This window comes from Actinobacillus suis ATCC 33415 (assembly GCF_000739435.1).
Classification (GTDB): domain Bacteria; phylum Pseudomonadota; class Gammaproteobacteria; order Enterobacterales; family Pasteurellaceae; genus Actinobacillus; species Actinobacillus suis.
Genome location: NZ_CP009159.1, coordinates 1,084,384 through 1,102,927, shown reverse-complemented (window position 1 = coordinate 1,102,927; position 18,544 = coordinate 1,084,384). Strand labels below are relative to the sequence as shown.

17 protein-coding genes are annotated in these 18,544 nt (G+C 40.9%); 9 read left to right on the top strand and 8 right to left on the bottom strand.

What is annotated here, in order from left to right:
• Window positions 1-2: 2 nt before the first annotated feature.
• The 3 genes from ASU1_RS05015 to ASU1_RS05005 form a co-directional block, all read right to left on the bottom strand.
• Window positions 3-1,976: a dipeptide/oligopeptide/nickel ABC transporter permease/ATP-binding protein gene (locus tag ASU1_RS05015; RefSeq protein ID WP_014991709.1), complete on the bottom strand. Its 1,974-nt coding sequence runs from the start codon at window positions 1,974-1,976 to the stop codon at window positions 3-5.
• Window positions 1,976-2,929: an ABC transporter permease gene (locus ASU1_RS05010; protein ID WP_014991708.1), complete on the bottom strand. Its 954-nt coding sequence runs from the start codon at window positions 2,927-2,929 to the stop codon at window positions 1,976-1,978. Before ASU1_RS05010 ends, ASU1_RS05015 begins: the two co-directional genes overlap by 1 nt.
• Before the next feature lie 114 nt (window positions 2,930-3,043).
• The gene (locus ASU1_RS05005) at window positions 3,044-4,624 is read right to left on the bottom strand and encodes an ABC transporter substrate-binding protein (protein WP_014991707.1); all 1,581 of its coding nucleotides are present in this window, start codon (window positions 4,622-4,624) and stop codon (window positions 3,044-3,046) included.
• 262 nt (window positions 4,625-4,886) lie between these two features.
• Between ASU1_RS05005 and hemW the strand changes: the two genes are divergently transcribed.
• The 3 genes from hemW (at window position 4,887) to gmhB (ending at window position 7,137) form a co-directional block, all read left to right on the top strand.
• Complete coding sequence (gene hemW, locus ASU1_RS05000; protein WP_014991706.1) at window positions 4,887-6,044, top strand: radical SAM family heme chaperone HemW; 1,158 nt, start codon at window positions 4,887-4,889, stop codon at window positions 6,042-6,044.
• A gap of 74 nt (window positions 6,045-6,118) precedes the next feature.
• Window positions 6,119-6,589 (top strand): thioredoxin-dependent thiol peroxidase, encoded by a 471-nt coding sequence (gene bcp, locus ASU1_RS04995; protein WP_039195169.1) that lies wholly within the window; start codon window positions 6,119-6,121, stop codon window positions 6,587-6,589.
• Window positions 6,589-7,137 (top strand): D-glycero-beta-D-manno-heptose 1,7-bisphosphate 7-phosphatase, encoded by a 549-nt coding sequence (gene gmhB, locus ASU1_RS04990; protein ID WP_014991704.1) that lies wholly within the window; start codon window positions 6,589-6,591, stop codon window positions 7,135-7,137. The genes bcp and gmhB overlap by 1 nt, the downstream gene beginning before the upstream one ends.
• A 48-nt stretch (window positions 7,138-7,185) precedes the next feature.
• Here the strand turns inward: gmhB and ASU1_RS04985 are convergent, their stop codons facing one another.
• Window positions 7,186-8,391 (bottom strand): PDDEXK-like family protein, encoded by a 1,206-nt coding sequence (locus ASU1_RS04985; protein ID WP_014991703.1) that lies wholly within the window; start codon window positions 8,389-8,391, stop codon window positions 7,186-7,188.
• A gap of 204 nt (window positions 8,392-8,595) precedes the next feature.
• Between ASU1_RS04985 and queF the strand changes: the two genes are divergently transcribed.
• The gene (queF, locus tag ASU1_RS04980) at window positions 8,596-9,435 is read left to right on the top strand and encodes an NADPH-dependent 7-cyano-7-deazaguanine reductase QueF (protein WP_014991702.1); all 840 of its coding nucleotides are present in this window, start codon (window positions 8,596-8,598) and stop codon (window positions 9,433-9,435) included.
• Window positions 9,436-9,477: 42 nt separating this feature from the next.
• Here the strand turns inward: queF and trmJ are convergent, their stop codons facing one another.
• On the bottom strand, window positions 9,478-10,209 hold the full coding sequence (gene trmJ, locus ASU1_RS04975) for a tRNA (cytosine(32)/uridine(32)-2'-O)-methyltransferase TrmJ (protein WP_014991701.1): 732 nt from the start codon (window positions 10,207-10,209) through the stop codon (window positions 9,478-9,480).
• A gap of 200 nt (window positions 10,210-10,409) precedes the next feature.
• On the opposite strand from trmJ, the gene pntA reads away from it, so the two are divergent.
• Window positions 10,410-11,948: a Re/Si-specific NAD(P)(+) transhydrogenase subunit alpha gene (gene pntA, locus ASU1_RS04970; protein WP_014991700.1), complete on the top strand. Its 1,539-nt coding sequence runs from the start codon at window positions 10,410-10,412 to the stop codon at window positions 11,946-11,948.
• Between the two features lie 10 nt (window positions 11,949-11,958).
• On the top strand, window positions 11,959-13,407 hold the full coding sequence (gene pntB, locus ASU1_RS04965; RefSeq protein ID WP_014991699.1) for a Re/Si-specific NAD(P)(+) transhydrogenase subunit beta: 1,449 nt from the start codon (window positions 11,959-11,961) through the stop codon (window positions 13,405-13,407).
• A gap of 116 nt (window positions 13,408-13,523) precedes the next feature.
• Here pntB and dcd read toward each other — a convergent pair whose 3' ends face one another.
• Window positions 13,524-14,108, bottom strand: a complete 585-nt coding sequence (gene dcd, locus ASU1_RS04960; protein WP_014991698.1) for a dCTP deaminase — start codon at window positions 14,106-14,108, stop codon at window positions 13,524-13,526.
• Window positions 14,109-14,119: 11 nt separating this feature from the next.
• Window positions 14,120-14,776 carry a uridine kinase gene (gene udk, locus ASU1_RS04955; RefSeq protein WP_039195164.1) on the bottom strand — a complete coding sequence of 219 codons (657 nt, stop codon included), beginning with the start codon at window positions 14,774-14,776 and terminating at the stop codon, window positions 14,120-14,122.
• Window positions 14,777-14,892: 116 nt separating this feature from the next.
• Between udk and ASU1_RS04950 the strand changes: the two genes are divergently transcribed.
• Window positions 14,893-15,528, top strand: a complete 636-nt coding sequence (locus ASU1_RS04950) for a LysE/ArgO family amino acid transporter (protein ID WP_014991696.1) — start codon at window positions 14,893-14,895, stop codon at window positions 15,526-15,528.
• Between the two features lie 81 nt (window positions 15,529-15,609).
• Here the strand turns inward: ASU1_RS04950 and ASU1_RS04945 are convergent, their stop codons facing one another.
• Window positions 15,610-16,293, bottom strand: coding sequence for a 2,3-diphosphoglycerate-dependent phosphoglycerate mutase (locus ASU1_RS04945; protein WP_005623059.1), 684 nt, complete (start codon window positions 16,291-16,293; stop codon window positions 15,610-15,612).
• A 184-nt stretch (window positions 16,294-16,477) separates the two neighbouring features.
• Between ASU1_RS04945 and envC the strand changes: the two genes are divergently transcribed.
• Both envC and ASU1_RS04935 read left to right on the top strand, forming a co-directional pair.
• A complete protein-coding gene (gene envC, locus ASU1_RS04940; protein WP_014991695.1) occupies window positions 16,478-17,680 on the top strand; it encodes a murein hydrolase activator EnvC in 1,203 nt (400 codons plus the stop codon).
• Window positions 17,680-18,528 (top strand): divergent polysaccharide deacetylase family protein, encoded by an 849-nt coding sequence (locus ASU1_RS04935; protein ID WP_014991694.1) that lies wholly within the window; start codon window positions 17,680-17,682, stop codon window positions 18,526-18,528. Before envC ends, ASU1_RS04935 begins: the two co-directional genes overlap by 1 nt.
• The last annotated feature ends 16 nt before the right edge of the window (window positions 18,529-18,544 follow it).

Genomic DNA, 18,544 nt, shown 5'->3' with positions numbered 1-18,544 from the left:
ATTTATCCCTCCATGCGTTTTTCTTGTGTTGCTAAATGTGATGCCCAAAAATGTTGCGGGTGATCATCGGTGGCAACCAGTTGTAAATGTTGCTCCGGATCCGCTTCCGGACGTAATGAACGGCTGGCGAAGCGGTCACCTTTCGCAAAGTCGAATGGTGACGGTACGCTACCCGGAATTTGATATAAGCGTTCGGCACGTAATTCGGTTGAGAGAACCGAACCGAGTAAACCACGCGTATATTCGTGGGTCGGATTTGCTAAGAGCGGTGTCGTCGGTGCCGCTTCAACTACTTGGCCGGCATACATGACCGTGATGTGGTGTGCCATTTGTGCAACGAGTGCGAGATCGTGACTGACGAACACCATCGCAAAACCGAGTTTTTCACGTAATTCATTTAAGAGTTTGATCACTTCGGCTTGCACTACAACATCGAGCGCAGTTGTCGGTTCATCGGCGATTAATAATTTAGGCTCACGAGCGAGTGCCATTGCAATCAATACACGTTGGCGCTGTCCGCCTGAAAGCTCGTGCGGATAACGGTTAAGCGTTTTTTCCGGATCGAGTTTTACCCATTGTAATAAGGTTTCTGCGCTTTGTTTTCCACCTCGGCTAATCAGCTGTGTCATTTGGTCTTTGATTCGCATAGACGGGTTAAGCGCACTTAACGCATCTTGGTAAATCATTGAAATTTCATGACCTCTCAACGCATTGAGCTGTTCCGATTTAAGTAAATCGTGTTGTTTACCACTACGATCGGTAAATAAGATTTCACCGGTGATTTTAGCCGTTTTCGGTAATAAGCCCATGATAGAGAAGGCGGTAATTGATTTACCACAACCGGATTCACCGACTAAGCCCATTGTTTCGCCTTCATGTACGGTAAAGCTGATGTTATCAACCAGCGGAATTTCACCGTAACGATTCGGGAAGCGAATTGATAAATTTTTCACTTGTAAAATCGGTTTCGCATTCGGATTTAATTGCATGCGATCGGTGCGAGTTGTTTCTTTCTCGTGTAATTTCAGCAAATAGCGTTTTAAAGCGAGTGTTTCCGCCATCGCTTCTTGTACATCGGTAGAAAGCGGTTTTGCCACATCCTCTTTGGTTTTCGGCGATGTTTTGAGTTTCGGATTGACTAACGCATCGGTTAAACCTTCCGCCAAGATATTTAATGCTAATACGGTAAGTAGAATCATGATTCCCGCAAAAGTTGTCGCCCACCAGAAACCGCTTAGGACAAGGTTACGTCCTTCCGATAAGATATTGCCCCAAGACGGGAACGGCGGTTGTACGCCGGCACCTAAGAATGAAAGTGACGCTTCAAATACGATCGCATCCGCCACCATTACCGTGGCAAACACTAACACTGGCGCAGCAGTGTTGCGTACAACGTGTTTTACTAAAATATAAGTACGACTGCCGCCTAACACGCGTTCGGCACGCACGTAATCTTCTTCCCATTGGGACACGACATTCGCACGTACCACCCTTGCAAGTTGAGGTGTATAAACGACCGCTATCGTAATGATAATTACCGGAACGGAGTTACCAAAAGTCGCAAGTAATACTGCGGCAAGAGCAATGCCCGGAAACGCCATCAAAATATCCATTAACCGCATGATCACTTCGTTACCAAATTTGTCTGCGGTTGCAGCGGTTGCACCTATAATGCCACCAAATAAGATGGCGACACCTACCGCACCTAAACCAATAAAGAGTGAAGTTCTTGCCCCCCATACCATACGAGAGAAAATATCACGCCCTAAACGATCGGTACCGAATAGATAGTCATCGCTTGGTGATTGTACCGGTCGAAGAGTTTGTAAGGGATCATACGGGGCGACAATCGGGGCTAAAATTGCAATGCAAGCTACAAATAAAATGAAAATCAATGCAATTTTTGAACTGGTTGATAATGCTCTAAATCTAGCGCCACCGTTAGCTAGTCGAGCGGCTAATCCTTGACGAAACATTATAGACTCCGAATTTTTGGATTGATGAGCAAATAGAGAATATCAACAATGATATTAACTAATACGAAGGTAAAGGCGATAGTAAGCACCACACCTTGCACTAAGTGTAAGTCGTGGTTCACGATACCGTTAAAGATAAGTTTACCCATACCCGGAAGATCGAAGATTTGTTCAATCACTACCGCACCACCGAGTAAATAGCCGACCCGTAAACCAAGTACAGTCACCGGAGTGATTAATGCGTTGCGTAAGACATTATGACGAATTACGGTCGAGTAAGGTACGCCGTTACCAATGGCGGTACGTACATAATCTTTATCCATTTCTTCCACCATGGTGGTACGCACGACACGAATTAATGAGGCACAAACCGGCACGGCAAGCGCAAGTGACGGTAAAATTATTGAACGAAAATATTCATTCGGATCTTCGTTAAACGGTACAAAACCACCGGACGGTAACCAATCCAGTTTTAAAGAAAAGTATTGAATCAATAAGATACCAAGCCAGAAAGACGGTGTGGCAACCGCAGCAACCGAAACTAGGCGAATTACTTGGTCTATCCAACGATCACGATAAAGTGCGGCAAGAATACCTAAAGAAAAAGAGACGATTGCTGCTAAAAATACCCCGATAAAAGTGAGCTGTAGCGTGAGCGGAAATGCTTTGGCAATCATATCAATAATCGGCTGTTCCGGTGGTGTAGTCATACCGAAATCCAGCACTAACAAATTCCCGAGAAAACGGAAATATTGAACAATCACCGGATCATTTAAACCGTGTTGTTCTCGATAGATCTCTTTGGCTGCTTCGGTTGCACTTTCACCTAAGGCAACTGTGGCAGGATCGCCGGGGGTGAATTGTAAGACTAAAAAAACTAAGGCGGTAACACCTAAAATCATGATAGGCAATGCCATTAAACGGCGCAGTAAAAGGCGAAGTACAATTTCCATTTTATTCTCCGTTTTTATTAGAAAGGGTACAAGCGGTTAAATTTAAGCATTTTTTTACCAATGGCTTAAATCTAAGAGGAAGGCGGCAACATCCGTTGCCGCAATAAGTCAGTGTTATTTACGTTCTACGCCAAGGAATGATAAGCCTGTGGTCGGTAACGGTTGGAAACCGGTGAGAGATTTATCGCTCCATGCGGTCGGTAATTTACGGTGTACAATCGGGTAAAGCGGCACTTGTTGTGCAATAATATTGATTGCTTTTTCCCATGCAGCTTTTGCATCAAGTGACGTTTTGGCACGGACGGCATCATCAAGTAATTTTTGCACTTCGGTATATTCCGGCGTATTCGCCCAACGGAAACGGCGTTTCGGCCAAACATCACCACGGTACCACCAACTGAGTAATAAATCTAAGTCGTTACCGAACACAGACGGATCGCCCGGTGCGATAACTACTTCAAATGCACCTTTATCCACATGAGCACCATAAAGCGCACCGGATTGTAGGTGTTTCAGGCTGACTTTTACCCCTTTTAACGCATTCCAAGACTCAAGAATAAGTGGCGCGCATTCTTTCACCCAAGCGTGGTCGGTTGCCAGTAATTCGAAGGTTAATGAGGTTATACCGGCTTCTGCTAGAAGCGCTTCAGCTTTTGCTTTATCAAAATCATATTGGCTAGCGGCTTTTACATAATCAGGATGAGTGTCTTGTACGTAAGAGCTTGCCGCTTTGGCATTGCCTAAGAATACAATATCGATTAATTTTTGCGTATCTAAACCATAATGTAACGCTTGGCGTACTTTCGGATTATCAAATGGTGCTTTTTCACAGTTAAACATTAAGAACAGTAATCCGAATGATTGCACCGATTCCACTTTTCCTTTACGTTTTAGGCGTTCCGCATCGAGATACGGTACGGATTCAATCGCTTGTACACGTCCGGATTCTTGTGCGGTCACACGAGCTGCATCGTCTGATAATAAGAACCACGTCATTTTATCTACTTTAGCCGGATAAATACCGTTATAAGCGGTATTGGCCTCAAAGACAATGCGGTCGTCTTTGGTTGCAGAAACAAATTTATAAGGACCGGAACCGACAGGTTTGGCATCAAATGCAGATTGACCTGCTTCTACAATATGCTTCGGTACGATTTTGACAATGGTTAAACGTTCTTTAAATAAAGCAAACGGATATTTTAATTTGAATTCAACCACTTTATCGTCAAGCGCTTTTACCGAAGCGATAAACGGAATAAATTGGGCGAATAATGAGGCTTTGGCCGGATCTAATACACGTTCGAAAGAGTAAACCACATCTTCGGTGGTGACCGGTTTACCATCGTGGAAAGTCGCGCCTTCACGTAAAGCAATGTGATAAGTTACCTCATCTTTCTGTTCAGGTTCTTTTGCCGCTAAAGCTAAATAAGGCTGGCGAGTTGCCGGATGTAAATCCACTAAGCCTTCGAAAATATGTAAGTTAGCCGCTAATGATGATGCACCACTTGATGTGAGAGGATCGAATCCGGTAGAAATTGGATAAGCGATTCCCGCTTCAATACTTTTACCTGTAGCAGCAAAAGCGCTATTTGAAAAAGTGCCTAATGTACCGGAAAACGCAAAACCGGCTCCAACTCCAGCCATGAGTTTCATAAAATGGCGGCGAGATTCACTATAATCAAAATGAGAAGCCATAAAACACCTCGTTAGTAATAGGATAATTAAATTGTTCGGTAAAACTTTTCGCCGAACGATCACGGAAATTCTTTTTTACAAATTTTTGTGAAGTGAATTTGTCAAATTTACTTGTAAAAATGGATTGAATTAATCATAACAGTTTAGTTCCGACGGTAAAGGTAAGAATATTAGATTTGTGATCTCTCTCACAGAAAACTTTGCTTTTCAGCGTGAAGAGTTTTCGTTATCATCATTTTTATTTAATGATAGTAGTTAGAACGTGAATTTAACCCTTCCTCCCTTAAGCCTTTATATCCATATTCCGTGGTGCGTACAAAAATGTCCGTATTGCGATTTCAATTCACATGCGCAAAAAGGTGTGATTCCGGAAGCGGAATATATTCAACATTTACTTACAGATTTATCGCAAGATTTGACCGCTTATCAGGCTGCAATCGGCAATCGCAAAATTCATTCGATTTTTATTGGCGGCGGCACACCAAGTCTGTTTTCGGCAGAGGGGATTGCTTATCTGTTGGCAGAAGTCGAAAAGCGTATTCCGTTTGAAGAGAATATCGAAATTACCCTAGAGGCGAATCCTGGTACGGCGGAAGCGGAACGTTTTCTTGGCTATGCACAGGGCGGTGTGACACGTATTTCAATGGGGATCCAAAGTTTCGAACCGGAAAAACTGCTCAAACTTGGGCGAATCCATGATTCGAATGAGGCGAAACAAGCGGTCATTTTTGCGCAAAATTCTGCAAAATCCGGTTTGCAAAGTTTTAATATCGACTTAATGCACGGCTTACCGAATCAATCGGTGGCACAAGCACTGGACGATTTACGACAGGGGATTGCGCTCGCACCACCACATTTATCGTGGTATCAATTAACCATTGAGCCGAACACAATGTTTTATTATCGCCAACCGACTTTACCGGACGATGACGAATTATGGGATATTTTCGAGCAAGGTCATCAGCTTCTTACATCAGCAGGTTATGAGCAATATGAAACCTCAGCGTATGCGAAAAAAGGTTATCAATGCCGTCATAATCTTAATTATTGGCGCTTTGGTGACTATTTGGCAATTGGTTGTGGTGCGCACGGTAAGATTAGTTATCCGACCGGCGAAATTTACCGCTTCAGCAAAACTAAACACCCGAAAGGCTATATGCGAGGTGAGTATCGTTACAGCCAAGATTTGATTGAGCTTGCTGATCGTCCGTTTGAATTTTTTATGAATCGTTTCCGCTTATTGGAAGCGACTCCGAAACAAGAATTTGAACTGTACACCGGTCTTGATCGTGAAATCGTTAGACCGACCATGGATTGGGCATTAAGCAAAAATTACATCACGGAAACCGAAAAGCATTGGCGGATCACTCAGCACGGTAAGCTATTTTTAAATGAATTATTGGAAGGTTTTTTAGAATAGCTTTTGCAAAAAAATTCAAAGATTTAACCGCTTGTAGTAGAATACAAGCGGTCTTTTTTTAGGAATTTTTTGCAATGAGTACACTTAAAGCAGGCGATAAAGCGCCTCAATTTACTTTGTTAGATCAGCACGAACAACCGGTTTCACTTAGCCAATTTGCCGGCAAAAAAGTGCTGGTTTATTTTTATCCGAAAGCCTTAACCCCGGGCTGCACTACACAAGCTTGCGGCTTACGTGACAGTAAGTCGGAATTGGAGGAATTAAATGTGGTAGTGTTAGGCATTAGCCCGGATTTACCGAAAAAATTAGCGCAATTTGTCGAGAAAAAAGCACTGAATTTCACGCTATTGTCTGATGCGGATCACCAAGTTGCCGAAGCATTCGGTGTATGGGGCGAGAAAAAATTTATGGGCAGAACCTATGATGGCATTCACCGAATTAGTTTTTTAATTAATGAACAAGGTGTGATCGAGCAGGTATTTGATAAATTTAAAACGAGTGAACATCATCAAATGGTAGTCGATTTTGTAAAAGGAATGAAGTAATGGCGAAAAAGGCGATATTTTTAGATCGTGACGGTACGATCAATATTGATCACGGTTATGTACATCAAATTGACGACTTCCAATTTATTGAAGGTGTCGGCAAAGCGTTAAAGCAGTTACAAGATAAAGGTTATCTATTGGTATTGGTCACCAACCAATCCGGTATTGCGCGCGGCTATTTCAGTGAAGAGCAATTTAATCAATTAACGGAATGGATGGATTGGTCGCTGGATGAAGATTACGGCGTTGTGTTAGACGGTATTTATTATTGTCCGCATCATCCGGAAGGCAAAGGCGAATATAAAGAAGATTGCGATTGCCGTAAACCGAAAGCCGGAATGTTCACTCAAGCGATTGCTGATTTGGATATTGATCCTGCACAATCGTATATGGTCGGCGATAAATTAGAAGATCTGTTAGCCGCTGAAGCTGCCGGCGTGAAAACCAAAGTATTAGTGCGTACCGGTAAACCGGTTACCGCAGAGGGCGAAGCAAAAGCCGATCTCGTATTAGACAGCTTAGTGGATTTAGTCCGTTATATTAAATGATTAATATGAAATAGCCGTTATCCTAAAAAATTAGACAACGGCTATTTTCTATTTACAGGATAATTTTTCTAGTTCATTTATATGATGATTTATATCGATGATAAATGGTTTTAATAAGTCAAATATTTGATTAGACAACTCGCCAGTTATGACATTTTTCCACGTTTCGGCATCCCAATTTTGTAGATTCTTATCGCACCATTTCCAATTAAGCCACCATTTACTATTTCTAAAGTCACTATATGTAAAAATAGCATCTAATTGTTTATATTTTTCTTCAGATAAATCCAATTTATGAGCCCAAATGCCATAATAAGCATTTTTGCAGTTAGATGATTCAAATTCAATACCGACTCCCCAAGGTTGTATATCGACATCACCCTTATCTAGATAAAAGCCTGTTGAATGTCCATTAGTATTAAAGTGCCAGCCAAAGCTAACTATTATTGGGAACTCATTCTCTAGCTTTTGCTGAAGCTGCTGGATTAATAAATTATCTAATTTTTCATATAAGTTATTAGAGTTTTCAATTAGAGAAGTAGCCGTATAAATCCAATTAGAATTTTTTATTATTTGATCTAAAAATTTATTACTATCATGTGTTTCATGCATAATTTCCTCCTTTAAAAATCGTATGAAATCTTGAGTGAAATTCTTTATCTTAGGAGCTAAAATAGGCGTTTGTTCAAGCCATTTAATAATATCTTTTGCTTCTAATACGATTGCTTTGTGTTCATTACTTAGTTGTTCCCAGTCGATTTCTGGAATGGATTCTTTGCTTGGTAAGCGTTTAAATCTTGGTAAATAAATTAGGAAAAAAGGAACTCCAAAGTTTTTTAAGTCCTTATAATAGTCTGTTAATTGTTCAGCCTGATCTTTAGCATCTTTTAATTTATTTTCAATCGAAATAACCCAAGTTAATTTATTGTTCATCCAACCTTCTAAAAAAATATCATGTCTTCTTTTATTAGTAGTTAATTTTTCACAATAAATAGAAGCTTTATCATAAGATAAAAATTTATGTAACTTTAAGTACTTTAAAAATGAGTTAAGAAATAAATCTTGTTGCCCATGAGTTTCTAAGGGGTCAAGAAAAAATGACATTATGCGAGATAAGCCATTTTCATCTGTTGTGATAAATTGAAAGGGATTGAATCGATTAGCATCGTATAATTCGGTTTTGGTGCTTTCTATACGATGGGATTCAAGGAGTTTATAGATTTCATTTAATGATTTTAAGTGTTTTTCGTTCATACAGCTTCCTAGGTGAACTTTTTCTAGCATGTTCACTGAATATAAAAAATTGGTGAGTAACGTATCGTTTAGTTACCATATTTCTTTCGTTAGTCATATTTGTAAAATTATATCAACTATAAGTGATTAAATCTGTTAGAATTTTCGTAACTATAGAATAGTAGACAGTTATAAGTTATCTGTATATAAATGATGAGAATAAATATGAACTACAACGATAAATCATTATCTGTCCTGAAATTAGGGCAAAAAACCGAGTATAAAAGCGAGTATGATCCTACGCTTTTACAGCCTGTTCCACGTAAATTAAACCGTGACGGTTTAGGGATTACCGAACAACAACCGTTTGATCGAGGTGCAGATGTTTGGACCTGTTATGAATTGTCTTGGTTAAACGAAAACGGTTTACCACAGGTAGCGATTGCTGATGTGGCGATTGATTTTCGCAGTGAAAATTTAATCGAATCAAAAAGTTTTAAGCTCTATCTAAACAGCTTTAACCAAACCAAATTTGCCTCATTGGAACAAGTGGAACAAACATTGGCTAAAGACCTAAGCCAATGTGCAAGCGGTCAAGTTTCGGTAAAAGTTTACAAATTATCCGCTTACACCCGGCAACCGATTGTTGATTTTGCCGGTGAATGTATTGATGAACAAGATATTCAAATTGACAGTTACGAATTTTCTAACGAACATTTAGCAAGCGTGGCAGAAGGTGAGATAGTTGAAGAAACTTTAGTCAGCCATTTGCTGAAATCAAACTGTTTGATTACCTCACAACCGGACTGGGGTAGTGTGCAAATTCGCTATGTGGGTAAAAAATTAAATCGAGAAAAATTATTACGCTATTTAGTCTCGTTCCGCGAACATAACGAGTTCCACGAACAATGCGTAGAACGTATCTTTACCGACCTTATGCAATTTGCACAACCGGAAAAGCTGACGGTCTATGCACGTTATACCCGCCGAGGCGGTTTAGACATTAACCCATTCCGCTCAAATTTTGAGGCTGTTCCGCAAAATTTAAGAATGGCAAGACAGTGAGAAAAAGCCCCAGAAGAATGATAAGAATCTCTGGGGATTTTTTTATTTATGCTCTATCTGCTTCTCAACGGAAGTCAGCATTCCTTGCAATAAATTCAATTCGTTGGTTTCCAGTTCGGCACGTTGATATAAACGGCGGAGCTTGAGCATGACCGCATCATTACGGATAAAACCTAATTGTTTATACAGTCGCTCGGTGTGGTTGAAGAAATGTTCCAAAGCTTCGGTATTCGGGTAATCCTTTTCTTCCGCAAGCGGTCGAATTTGCGGATTTTTTTGCAAATCCAACCACGCCATACGCACTTCGTAACTTGCCAATTGCACCGCCATCGCTAAATTTAACGAGCCGTAATCGGGGTTAGTCGGGAAATTTAAATGATAATGGCATTTTAGTAATTCTTCGTTAGTTAATCCGACTCGTTCCCGACCAAATACAATCGCCACTTTACCTCTTTCGGCACGTTCAACCGCTAATTTACCGCAATCTCTCGGCTCAATAAGAGTATTTTGTAGATGACGTAATCGAGCACTGGTGCCGATTACTAATTGGCAATCTGCAACCGCTTGTTCAAACGAGTGGAAAACTTGGGCGTTATCCAACACATCTTTTGCACCGGCAGCGAGAGCTTGAGCTTGTTCGTCAATCGGGTTAAGCGGAGCAACTAAACGTAAATTTGTTAGCCCCATGGTTTTCATCGCACGAGCGGCAGAGCCAATATTGGCGGGGAGGGAAGTTTCGATCAGGATAATTTGAATTTGGTCTAAGCTATTCATTCTGGTTCTATTTATTACATTTTTGTTATGCTGGATTTTAGCAGATTTGTCGCAAACTGAGAATTTGCAATTAATTGATTTATGAGGCGTAATTTTTTTACAAATTCTACTTATTTAATGGTACATTACGCCTAGTCTTATTTTTTCGAAATAGGCTATTTTTAGCACAATATATAAACATCAACCATACAGGAGTCTTTATGCTTATTGGTGTACCAAGAGAGCTGTTAGACGGTGAAACACGTGTGGCGGCAACGCCAAAAACCGTTGAACAGATCAAAAAGCTCGGCTTTGATGTGCTCGTTGAACACGATGCAGGTTTTAAAGCGAGTTTTGAGGACAACGCATTTGTAAACGCAGGTGCGGCTGTTGGCACGCAACAAGAGGTTTGGAATTCAGATATTATTTTTAAAGTGAATGCGCCAACCGATGCTGAAATTGCCCTTATTAAAGAAGGCGCAACGCTAGTGAGTTTCATTTGGCCTGCGCAAAATCCACAATTAATGGAAAAATTGCAAGCTAAGAAAATCAATGTATTAGCAATGGATGCGGTGCCTCGTATTTCGCGTGCGCAAGCGCTTGATGCATTGAGTTCAATGGCAAATATTTCCGGTTATCGTGCGGTTATTGAAGCGGCAAATGCATTCGGGAGCTTCTTTACCGGTCAAATTACTGCGGCTGGTAAAGTTCCACCGGCAAAAGTGCTGGTTATCGGTGCGGGTGTTGCCGGTTTAGCGGCAATCGGTGCGGCAAACAGCTTAGGTGCGATTGTTCGTGCGTTTGACTCTCGTCCGGAAGTAAAAGAACAAGTTAAATCCATGGGCGCAGACTTCTTAGAAATCGATTTTGAAGAAGAAGGCGGCTCAGGCGATGGCTATGCGAAAGTGATGTCAGAAGAGTTTAACCGTCGTGCGATGGAACTTTATGCTGAACAAGCAAAAGAAGTCGATATTATTATCACCACAGCAGCGATTCCGGGTAAACCAGCACCTCGTTTAATCACTAAAGAAATGGTTGATTCAATGAAACCAGGTTCAGTGATTGTTGATTTAGCGGCGGCAACTGGCGGTAACTGTGATTACACTAAAGCGGGTGAAGTGGTTGTTACTGAAAACCAAGTGAAAGTAATTGGTTATACGGATTTCCCAGCACGTTTACCAACCCAATCTTCACAACTTTATGGTACAAACTTAGTTAACTTACTCAAGTTACTTGTTCCGAATAAAGACGGTCAAATCGATATCAATTTTGAAGACGTGGTATTACGTGGTGTAACTGTAGTACGTGACGGCGAATTAACTTGGCCGGCACCACCAATTCAAGTTTCTGCTCAACCGCAAAAACCAGCGGCTGCGGCACCGGTTGAGAAAAAAGAAGAAAAACCGACCGATCCACGTATTAAATACGGCGTAATGGCAGGTGTCGGTGCGTTATTCTTATGGTTAGCCTCTGTGGCTCCTGCGGCATTCTTATCACACTTCACCGTATTCGTCTTAGCCTGTGTGGTGGGTTATTATGTGGTTTGGAACGTTAGTCACGCATTACACACTCCGTTAATGGCTGTAACCAATGCGGTTTCGGGCATTATCATTGTAGGTGCGGTATTACAAATTGCGCAACCGACCGGTAATTTCTTCGTGGATATTCTTGCGTTTATTGCGATTTTAGTGGCAAGCATTAATATCTTCGGTGGTTTCAAAGTCACGCAACGTATGCTTGCAATGTTTAGAAAAGGTTAAGGAGAAACTCATGTCTTTTGGATTTGTAACAGCTGCATATATTATTGCTGCGATTCTCTTTATTATGAGTTTAGCAGGACTTTCTAAACACGAAACGGCAAAAGCAGGTTGTTGGTACGGTATTGTCGGTATGGCGATTGCGTTAGTCGCAACTATCTTTGGTCCACAATCGCACGGTACGCTTTGGATCTTAATCGCAATGGCAATCGGTGGCTTTATCGGTGTCAAAAAAGCGTTAAAAGTTGAAATGACGGAAATGCCGGAGTTAGTGGCGATTCTGCACAGCTTTGTAGGTTTAGCTGCGGTATTAGTTGGTTTTAACAGCTACGGTTTACACGTAGATGCGATTCCACCGGCAAACTTAGATGAAGTTGCACTAGCGGCATTCCACGCAGAACAAGCAACACTAGCTAACATTCATAATGTTGAAGTGTTCCTTGGTATCTTTATCGGTGCGGTGACTTTCTCTGGTTCATTAGTAGCATTCGGTAAATTAAGCGGCAAACTATTCGGTCGTAAAGTGTCTTCGGCGGCATTAAATATCCCGCACAAACACAAATGGAACTTAGCGGCATTAATCGTTTCTGCATTATTAATGGTGGTATTCCTAAATAATCCGCACAATATTTTCCCTGTGTTGATTATGACTGCAATCGCATTAGTCTTCGGTTGGCATTTAGTGTCATCTATCGGTGGTGCGGATATGCCGGTAGTGGTTTCAATGCTGAACTCGTATTCAGGTTGGGCAGCAGCGGCAGCCGGTTTTATGTTAAGCAATGACTTATTAATTGTAACCGGTGCGTTAGTGGGTTCATCAGGTGCGATTCTGTCTTACATCATGTGTAAAGCAATGAACCGTTCATTTATCAGTGTGATTGCAGGCGGCTTCGGCACAGAAGTTAAAGCAAGCTCAGGTGATGAAGAACAAGGTGAACACCGTGAAACTACGGCAGAAGAAGTGGCGGAAATGCTGAAAAATGCAAGTTCTGTGATCATCACTCCGGGATACGGTATGGCGGTTGCGCAAGCACAATATCCGGTAGCGGAAATCACTGCGAAATTACGTGAGAAAGGTGTTAATGTGCGTTTTGGTATTCACCCTGTTGCGGGTCGTTTACCAGGCCATATGAACGTATTATTGGCAGAAGCGAAAGTACCTTACGATGTGGTACTTGAAATGGATGAAATCAATGATGATTTCGAAGAAACTGATGTAGTATTGGTTATCGGTGCAAATGACACGGTAAACCCAGCAGCATTAGATGATCCGTCAAGCCCAATCGCAGGTATGCCGGTATTAGAAGTGTGGAAAGCACAAAACGTTATCGTATTCAAACGTTCAATGGCGGTTGGTTACGCAGGCGTTCAAAACCCACTATTCTTTAAAGAAAATACCCAAATGTTATTCGGTGACGCGAAAGAGCGTGTGGATGACATTTTAAGAGCATTAAATAGCTAATCTAGCGACATAAAAAAGAGATCTTCGGATCTCTTTTTTTATAATTATAAGATAACAAGCGGTCAGATTTTGTTAATCTTTTGCAAAAAAATTGGAAAATTTAACCGCTTATCGCATTAATCGTCTTGATTGATACGGCTGGAAACCGCACTTTGTTGGTTTTTATATTTTGCGTCTTTACGGGCATTATAAGGTTTTGCCGCATGACCGCTTAACACTTCAAAACTTAATGCGCCGATTGCCATATTAGGACGTAAAGCAAGCGGTAATTTACCGGCATTGAAAAATTCTAATACGATTTTACCATGCCAACCCGGATCGATTCGGTGTGCCGTTACGTGTACCATCAAGCCTAAGCGAGCTAAAGAAGAACGCCCGTCTAACCAACCTACAATATTATCCGGTAATGTCACCGACTCTAATGTGGTCGCAAGAGCGAGTTCGCCGGGGTGTAGGAAAAACGCATCACCGTCAGCGATAATAATTTCATCGCTCATCACTTTATTCAGCTGGGCGGTGACTTGTTCACGAGGGCCGCTTAAATCAATATAAGGCGTTGCGTGTTCACGAAATACACGGAATGAATTACCTAAGCGAACATCAACAGTCGCCCCTGAGATTTTATCATTTGATGGACGAGGCTCAATCGCAATTTTGCCTTCATCTAAATAATGTTCTATATCTGTGTCACATAAACGCATAATTGTTTATCCTATTTTTTTACCGCCAATAATTGTTTAATTTGCGCTTTTAAGATATTGATCGCAATACGGTTTTTACCACCTTTCGGTACGATAATATCGGCATATTGTTTTGACGGTTCAATAAATTGTAAGAACATTGGACGCACGGTTTTACGGTATTGGGTAATTACCGATTCCATTGAGCGGCCGCGTTCCACCAAGTCACGCTGTAAACGGCGAATGAAACAAATATCTAACGGCGCATCCACGAAAATAGAGACGTTGATTTCGTTACGAATTTCTTCGTCCGTTAGTAATAAAATACCTTCTAAGATAATGATCTTCTTCGGTGCAAAATGTTTAGTGGTGGTTTTACGGTTATGTTCTGCGTAGTCGTATTCTGGAATTTCAATCGCTTGACCTTGTTTCAGTTGGCGTAAGTGTTCTACCAGTAAATGATGATCCATTGAATTAGGATGGTCATAGTTGGTTTTAATACGCTCATCCATGGTTAAATGCGTTTGATCTTTATAATACGCATCTTCAGAAATGATACCGATGTCATCCGAACCTAATTCTTCTTTTAATTCTTTATAGATAGTTGATGCAATAAGGCTTTTTCCGGAAGCGGAAGCGCCGGCGATTGCAATGACAATGCAAGCTTGGTTTTCAATTGTTTCAGACATAATCGGATCCTAAATACTAGTCGTTAAGAAAGGGACAAAAAATTCGGGAGATTATACCGCATTTTTGTAAAAATTTGCGTATAATTGACTGCATATTGACTTAATTTGAGGGAAAAATGGACATTTTTATTCAGGGATTCATTGTTTGTTTCGGATTGATCGTGTCAATCGGTGCACAAAACGCTTTTCTACTTAAACAAGGAATCTTAAAGCAACACGTTTTTTGGGTAGCATCACTTTGCTTTTTAGGTGATGTATTTTTAATGACATTAGGTGTGTTAGGGCTAGGTTCTATTGTGGCGAATTTGCCTACTTTAAGCTTATTCATTGCATTACTCGGGGCATTTTTTCTATTTACCTATGGTAGTCGTTCGTTTATTAGTATTTTTAAGAGTAGTGAAGCCTTAACAGCCAGTAATGAAAATGCGACAAGTTTGAAAAAAGCTTTAATGATTACTTTTGCGATTACCTTTTTAAATCCACACGTTTATATTGATACGGTGGTGATTTTAGGTGGAATCGGTGGCAATTTGGACTTTATCGGTAAAATGGAGTTTCTTGCCGGAGCGTTAAGCTGTTCTTTGTTATGGTTTTTCGGCGTGGGGTATGGTGCGGGTTTTCTATCACCTTATTTTGGAAAGCGTAGAACATGGCAAATCTTGGATTTTCTTACCGGGGTGATTATGTATGCAATTGCGATCAGCCTGGCAATATATGCCTTCCAGTTAGCTAAGCAAATTTTTGCTTGGTAAGCGGTTAAATTTACAGAATTTTTTGCAAAAAAGAAACGCTCGGGATTTCCCGAGCGTTTTTGTTTTGAGTAACAAACTAAATTATAAGTAGAATTTTTCTACGAAGTTTAATTTGTCATCTAATTTTAATACTAACGGTTGACCGGTAGGGATTTCGAAATCCATGATTTCTTCATCAGAAATACCGATGATGTGTTTTGCCAATGCACGAAGAGAGTTACCGTGTGCAGTTACAAGTACACGTTTACCAGATAATAATGCTGGTGCAATTTGATCTTCCCAGAATGGTAAAACACGTTCTAAAGTGATTTTGAGGTTTTCTGCATTTGGAATCACATCTTTTGGTAAGTGAGCATAACGACGGTCGTTATGTGCAGAATTTGGATCTGCTGCATCTAAATCTGGTGGAGAAATGTCGTAAGAACGGCGCCAAATGTGAACTTGTTCGTCACCGTATTGTTCAGCGGTTGCTTTTTTGTCTAAACCTTGTAACGCACCGTAGTGACGCTCGTTTAAACGCCAGTTTTTAACTTGTGGAATCCATAATTGATTAGACTCTTCTAATACGATGTTACAAGTTTTGATTGCACGAGTTAAAACAGAAGTGAAAGCGATATCGAACTCATAACCAGCTGCTTTTAATTTTTGACCTGCAGCTTTTGCTTCTTCAATACCACGTTCTGTTAAGTTAACATCACGCCAACCTGTAAATAAGTTTTTAGCATTCCACTCACTGAAACCGTGGCGAATAAATACTAATTCCATAAAGACTCCTATGTTTTTAAGTTGATTTGAAAACGCAGTATTTATAGCAAAAATCGGCTTACTTTGAAATAGTTAGATGATTTCTTTTTACAAAAGGCACAGAAAAGCTGATTTTACTCAAATATTTTATTAGAATAAGTCATTTTGTAATCGACTATTGTTTCTTGAATATAGGTATATTTTTGTGAAAGCGCTCCGACCCCTTTATTTAACGCTAACCTTTTTGGGCGTTGCCTCTTTTTCTTTTCCGTCTGTGATGGCTACGGAATTGTCAAATATTCAGCAAAAAATTAAGCAGCAACAAAGCAAAATTAATGAACAGCGCCAAAAGCGTAATGCACTCCAGTCCACATTAAAAACACAAGAAGTTGAAATGGGAAAAGTGCTGGATAAATTAAAAGAAACGGAAATGTCGCTGTCGGAAACACGTCAAGCGATTAAACGTACTGAACAAGAAATTCAGAGATTAGAAAAGCAAGAGAAAGAGCAGAAAGAAAAACTCAAGGAGCAGCTCGACTCGGCGTATCGTTCGGGCATTCATCCGTCCGTATTGGAGCGCTTAATGTCTGAGCAAGCTAAAAATGCCGATAGAATGGGTGCTTATTACGAACATATTAATCAGGTGCGTATTGATACGATTAATGAATTACGTCGCACCCAAGAAGAACTTAAAGCACGTCGTGATGAATTAAAAGGTCAGCAAAAAGGTCAGCAAACGCAATTAACCGAGCAAAAGAAGCAGGAAAAAGATTTAAAGAAAGTCCAAAGCGAGCGTGAAACGACACTACGTTCAATTGATAAAACATTAGAGCGAGATGAAAGCCGCTTAGAGTCGTTGAAGAATAATGAATCGGCATTACGTAACCAATTAGCAAAAGCAGCAGCGGAATCTGCGCAACAAGAAAAACAAGAGATCGCCAAGCTGGAGCAGAAAAAAAACAGCGAGGAGAAGCGTAAGGCGACCGAGCAAGAAAAACAACAAGTTAGAGCCGGTAGCGGTTTAGGTGCACCAAATAAACAATTTAATATGCCGGTGGCGGGTAAAGTGGTGAATAGTTTTGGTTCTCGTCAAATGGGCGAAGTCACTTGGCATGGTGTAGTAATTGCAGCAAGCGCAGGATCACCGGTACGAGCAATTGCCGGTGGGCGAGTAATTTTGGCGGACTGGCTACAAGGTTATGGGCAAGTTGTGGTGGTGGATCATGGTAATGGTGATATGTCGTTATACGGATATAACCAATCTGTTTCCGTTCGTAAAGGCAGCCGTGTCTCAGCCGGTCAGCAGATTGCGAGTGTTGGTAATTCGGGCGGACAAAATCGCTCAGCGCTGTATTTTGAAATTCGTCGTAAGGGAAATCCGAAAAATCCAATGGGTTGGGTGAAATAATGTGGAATTTATTTGGAAATAAGCGGTCTATTTTAGCGATTTTTTTGCAAAGTTTACTGCTAATTACACCGCTTGCCCATGCAGGAAAGTTAGCGATTGTGATTGATGATATCGGTTATCGAATGAAAGAAGATAACGCGATTTATGCATTGCCGAAAGAAGTGAGTGTTGCCATTATTCCTGTCGCACCTTACGCAACAGCACGTGCAAAGAAAGCTTATGAGCAAAAACGAGATGTGCTGATTCATTTACCGATGCAGCCGAAGAATAAGCAGCAACCGATAGAGTCGGGCGCATTGATGATTGGGGCTAGTGAGGCGAAAGTCGCTCAGCTTATACAGGCAGCACGTAATCAAGTACCTTATGCAATTGGGCTGAATAACCATATGGGCAGTGGAGCAACGGCAGACAGAACCACGATGAGTCATTTGATGAAAGTGATGGCGCAGCAACAGTTGTTTTTTCTAGACAGTAAAACCGGTCCGAGTGTGGCGGCTAAAGTGGCAAGGGAATACGGGGTAAAAGCATTAGAACGAAATTTATTTTTAGATGACAGTGATGCGCTAAGTGATGTTCAGCGCCAATTTAATGCCGCAATTGAATATGCTCGTAAGCACGGTAGTGCGATTTTAATTGGACACCCAAGAAAGAATAGCGTTGCTGTTCTTGAGCAAGGAATTGCTAATTTACCTCAAGATATTCAACTTGTGAGTATGGGAAGCCTGTGGCGAAATGAAACGGTAGTACCAGAAAGAACATTGATTATGGTATTTGATAATCCTCCGGCACCGACTTCAATTGCGCCGTTTAATGCGGTTCCTTTGTTAAGAGGTATTCCGAAAGATTAAATGTTTAGGATAATAA

What these genes read in the sequence shown, in the direction of transcription:
- ASU1_RS05015 (WP_014991709.1), bottom strand. Translation starts at nt 1,976, where the DNA reads ATGTTTCGTCAAGGATTAGCCGCTCGACTAGCTAACGGTGGCGCTAGA.
- ASU1_RS05010 (WP_014991708.1), bottom strand. Translation starts at nt 2,929, where the DNA reads ATGGAAATTGTACTTCGCCTTTTACTGCGCCGTTTAATGGCATTGCCT.
- ASU1_RS05005 (WP_014991707.1), bottom strand. Translation starts at nt 4,624, where the DNA reads ATGGCTTCTCATTTTGATTATAGTGAATCTCGCCGCCATTTTATGAAA.
- bcp (WP_039195169.1), top strand. Translation starts at nt 6,119, where the DNA reads ATGAGTACACTTAAAGCAGGCGATAAAGCGCCTCAATTTACTTTGTTA.
- gmhB (WP_014991704.1), top strand. Translation starts at nt 6,589, where the DNA reads ATGGCGAAAAAGGCGATATTTTTAGATCGTGACGGTACGATCAATATT.
- ASU1_RS04985 (WP_014991703.1), bottom strand. Translation starts at nt 8,391, where the DNA reads ATGAACGAAAAACACTTAAAATCATTAAATGAAATCTATAAACTCCTT.
- queF (WP_014991702.1), top strand. Translation starts at nt 8,596, where the DNA reads ATGAACTACAACGATAAATCATTATCTGTCCTGAAATTAGGGCAAAAA.
- trmJ (WP_014991701.1), bottom strand. Translation starts at nt 10,209, where the DNA reads ATGAATAGCTTAGACCAAATTCAAATTATCCTGATCGAAACTTCCCTC.
- pntA (WP_014991700.1), top strand. Translation starts at nt 10,410, where the DNA reads ATGCTTATTGGTGTACCAAGAGAGCTGTTAGACGGTGAAACACGTGTG.
- pntB (WP_014991699.1), top strand. Translation starts at nt 11,959, where the DNA reads ATGTCTTTTGGATTTGTAACAGCTGCATATATTATTGCTGCGATTCTC.
- dcd (WP_014991698.1), bottom strand. Translation starts at nt 14,108, where the DNA reads ATGCGTTTATGTGACACAGATATAGAACATTATTTAGATGAAGGCAAA.
- udk (WP_039195164.1), bottom strand. Translation starts at nt 14,776, where the DNA reads ATGTCTGAAACAATTGAAAACCAAGCTTGCATTGTCATTGCAATCGCC.
- ASU1_RS04950 (WP_014991696.1), top strand. Translation starts at nt 14,893, where the DNA reads ATGGACATTTTTATTCAGGGATTCATTGTTTGTTTCGGATTGATCGTG.
- ASU1_RS04945 (WP_005623059.1), bottom strand. Translation starts at nt 16,293, where the DNA reads ATGGAATTAGTATTTATTCGCCACGGTTTCAGTGAGTGGAATGCTAAA.
- ASU1_RS04935 (WP_014991694.1), top strand. Translation starts at nt 17,680, where the DNA reads ATGTGGAATTTATTTGGAAATAAGCGGTCTATTTTAGCGATTTTTTTG.